The following is a 3,592-nucleotide window of genomic DNA, read 5'->3' as shown; positions in this document are numbered from 1 at the left end:
GTTAAGGGTTGCAGGATTTCCAGGTAGAGCCTTTGCATATAGTCGAGTCTCAGCACCCCTGACAGTGGTTGCAACCGGACTGTATACTGTTCCCAGAGGCTCTCATCCGACAATGACTTCAGCCGCTTGGCGAAATAGACAAAACGCTCCCTGTCTTCATCGGAAGAAAACAAAGCCGTTGCCTTATTTAACACGGGCAAAGGCACGGTTTTATCCGCATGATGCCAGAAAAAAATCCGATCCTTTTCGCTGGTCTGAAGGTAGCGCTCGACGCCCTTTCCCCCATAAGAAGACAGAAGCTTTATCAATGATTCCAGCATCAGAACGGTTTCAGTGTTTTCATGTATTTCAAGAAATTGTTTTAAAACCGACCAGTTTAGTGACCAGCCCGGCTTAGGGGTGGCGAGATAGAGAGCGACCGTTTTTATCTGGTGATTGAATTTATCATCTTCTTCAGCTCTTTCATCATCTGAATCGCTGTCTTCTGAAGTGAATTCTCTAAACAGGCTCTTTTTCAGTTGTGTTTCCCGGTATTGCAGTTCCTCAATGGCAGGTAGCCCTTCTGATGCCCAGAGCCTGGCCATAATTTGCAGGAGTAGGTGATTGGGGGCTGTCCAGCAACTTGTCCAGTCCATCACTTGTTTCACTGCCTTATATTTGAGCACGCCTTGACCATTGTTCATGGAAGAAAAGGCGCGGAAGCACTCCATACTGAACTCACCATTTTTTTCTCTCCATTCAGACCAGTTCAGTACCTCTTTCACTTCCTCATATTTTGGCATACGTCTGGTGTAGTACATTAATGAGAAAGAGTGTAATAGCTCCATATTGAACTCGCCATACTTGTCTTTCCATTCCGGCCAGCTCAGTACCTTTATCACCTCACTCTGTTTGGGCATGCCTTTGCCATGATTCATAGACGAGAGGGCGCTGAACAACTTCCTATTGAACTTGCCATCCTTGCCTCTCCATTCCGGCCAGCTCAGTATCTCTATTACCTCATTATGTTTGGGCATGCCTCTGCCATGATTCATAGACGAGAAGGCAAGGAACAGCTCAATACTGAACTTGCCATCTATGCCTCTCCATTCCGGCCAGCTCAGTATCTCTATCACCTCATTATGTTTGAGCATGCCTCTGCCACGGTTCATAGACGAGAGGGCGAGGAACAAGTTCATATTGAACTTGCCATCTTTGTCTTTCCATTCCCGCCAGCCCAGCACCGCTTTCACTTCCTCATGCTTGGGCAAGCTTTTGCCATTATTCATTGACGCAAAGGAAGAGAATACAGCCAGAGTCGCTAAATATTCGAGTTCATCCTGACTGCGTTGGGCAAAATCAAGGATATGTTCTTCTCTATTCTCCAGCATGTTGGTCAGTATGCTGGTACTTTCGACGGTTTCATGAAGGTGCTCAAAAAATACGATCGCATTACGGAAGAAGCCATTAAAAGACCTTCTTTCTACATGGCTAAGTAGCCTGTAAAAAGAGTGTTTGACAGTGATGTTTTTTTTCTCGAATACCTTCATCAGGGTTTTCGCTTTTTCCAGCTCTTGCTCAGTTAATTCGTAATGGATATTTTCTTTTACTTTTTCCAGTGGGTTATCTGTAACTTGAGTTTTTGCCCTTTTTCTTAGTTTGTCCGCTGGTGCTCCTGAAGCAACGACTTTCAAAGTATTTCTCTTTTTATCCAGGCCATTCTTTTCTATCTGAACAGGTTCCGATGAATCAGGCTCTGTTTCTTCCGGCGTTCGTCCAGCTCCTTTATTATCATGAGTGTCCGACAGGCACTTATCGCATAAAAACACTGAAGCAGCTGCATCACCGGCTATACGACGTAATTCCTGAGTATTCAGTGCATTGTTACACCTTGAGCATGTAACAACCGAATTTTCTTGATCCTGCTCAGCTGAGGGTTTCAGTGGGTCATCGCCTCCATCACCACTGCCGCCTGTCGAACCGGTTTCCTGGTTATGGGCTGCGGTTCCACTCATCTGGCCGGATTGGCCAGTCTGACCTGTTGTTGCGGTCATTGATGCATTGGCCTGTCTGGAGGGTTGACCTTTTTCTCCGTTATCCGCCTGACGACCAGAATATTTGCCAGAAACGATCTCACGGTAAACACTGAGTTCGTGATCATTCTGTGCCAGCAATGCCTGAATCAGAACCGGATGCATCGTGGCAGGGTCTGAGCTTTCCAGATCAAGTAGATCCGCTTCAATAACCATGATCCGGTCTGACATTATCCGGGCCAGAATGGTTTGGCCTTTTATAATTGACCATAGTCGTTTAATTCGCAAGATTCGAAGCAATTGTTTTTTTTGTTGCAGGCATTTTTGAACAGGGTCAGGAACGAGGTTAAGGTCAGGCTGGGGCTCTGGGTCAGGAGTCCGGTTGTTTCCGTCAGGTGGCTCGTCGTCATCAACTTCCCCGGCAGCACCCAAGGCGATCAGTGCCTTGCAATGGTTCTCCGGGTATTCATGTAACACAGCCTTCAGGTCAATGCGGTGTTTTTGCTTTATTGGCCAAATCGGTAGAGGAGGCAATGGGAGAGGCGCAAGTGGACTTTTATTCGGTAGTAGCTGGAACAAGCTGAGGGCGAACTGCATAAATTCAACTGACAGAGAGTTGGGCTGTTCAGGTTCAGCCAGCATATTGGTAGAGAGGAAATGCGCTGGTACCGGGCTTGAGCCGACTAATCCCAGAGCGGGCAGCGACTCCCCATACATTATGGTTACTAACAGAAGCAGTGATCGGACCATCGAGTGGGCAGTTTCGTTTTTTTGTGGCTCTCTCCTGGACCCGAGCTTAAAAAAAATCAACATCCGAGACCTCATTCGCTATTGGAAATATTTCGTCATTTTCACGACGTCCGGCGTAATGTACAGGCTCATTAACTGACCTCTACCATTTGCACCGGAATGTATAGCACTGCAATGACCAGCCTGCCATGAAGGGAGTTAGCGAAAAGCTTTTTTTGGTATTAGAAAAACTATAATGGTTTTGTCACCCCGGGTTTCAAATTTACAGTTCTGTGCTCATCCCTGAGTTCATCGCTTTTCTAAAACCAAATCTTACGACAGTTGTTAGGAATAAAACATCGGCGTTTCAGTAAAATTTCAGCACGTTTGCCGTAGATGAAAGAATCTATGAACCACTCTGTTTTAGTTTCTTGCCCCTTATCCTCTCGTCTATCCTCACTGCTCGTATCCATAGAAAACAAAGGATAGAATCATTAAAAGTCTACTCTTGCACGTATTGATCGTTGTGCCATTCGTCTGCACGGTTGAGTCACAGACCTACCGTTTTATCGTTGAGGTTAACCAGAATGGGGCTTCGACAAGCCAGAGTTTTTCTATAAAAACTGAGCCGGGCACATTATCTGAAGTGGCAATGAACGATGGGGGGGCGATGCAAAACGAACCATCATACATTACCCACACAAACGGATATTCAGGTTCAGGCGCGCCTCCCGATGACAAACCCTGTAGGCGAAACACATTTCAGATCATCACTTTGATGTACGGAACGGGCGGTGGGAACTATTCCCGGACAACGGGGCAAGAGGATCATGGTCAGTCATTCAATAGGC

At 46.3% G+C, this 3,592-nt stretch carries 2 protein-coding genes; one reads left to right on the top strand and one right to left on the bottom strand.

Annotation, left to right across the window (positions count from 1 at the left end; genetic code table 11):
- Positions 1-2,762 (bottom strand): hypothetical protein (locus KDK18_RS08140; protein WP_257254406.1); only part of this gene is annotated, 2,762 nt, incomplete at its 3' end.
- A 487-nt stretch (positions 2,763-3,249) separates the two neighbouring features.
- Here KDK18_RS08140 and KDK18_RS08135 point away from each other — a divergent pair.
- Positions 3,250-3,592 (top strand): hypothetical protein (locus KDK18_RS08135; RefSeq protein WP_257254405.1); only part of this gene is annotated, 343 nt, incomplete at its 3' end.

It is taken from the genome of Endozoicomonas sp. SESOKO3 (assembly GCF_024606255.1).
The sequence above is the reverse complement of the archived record's forward strand: the minus strand, read 5'-3'. Positions and strand labels throughout refer to the sequence as shown.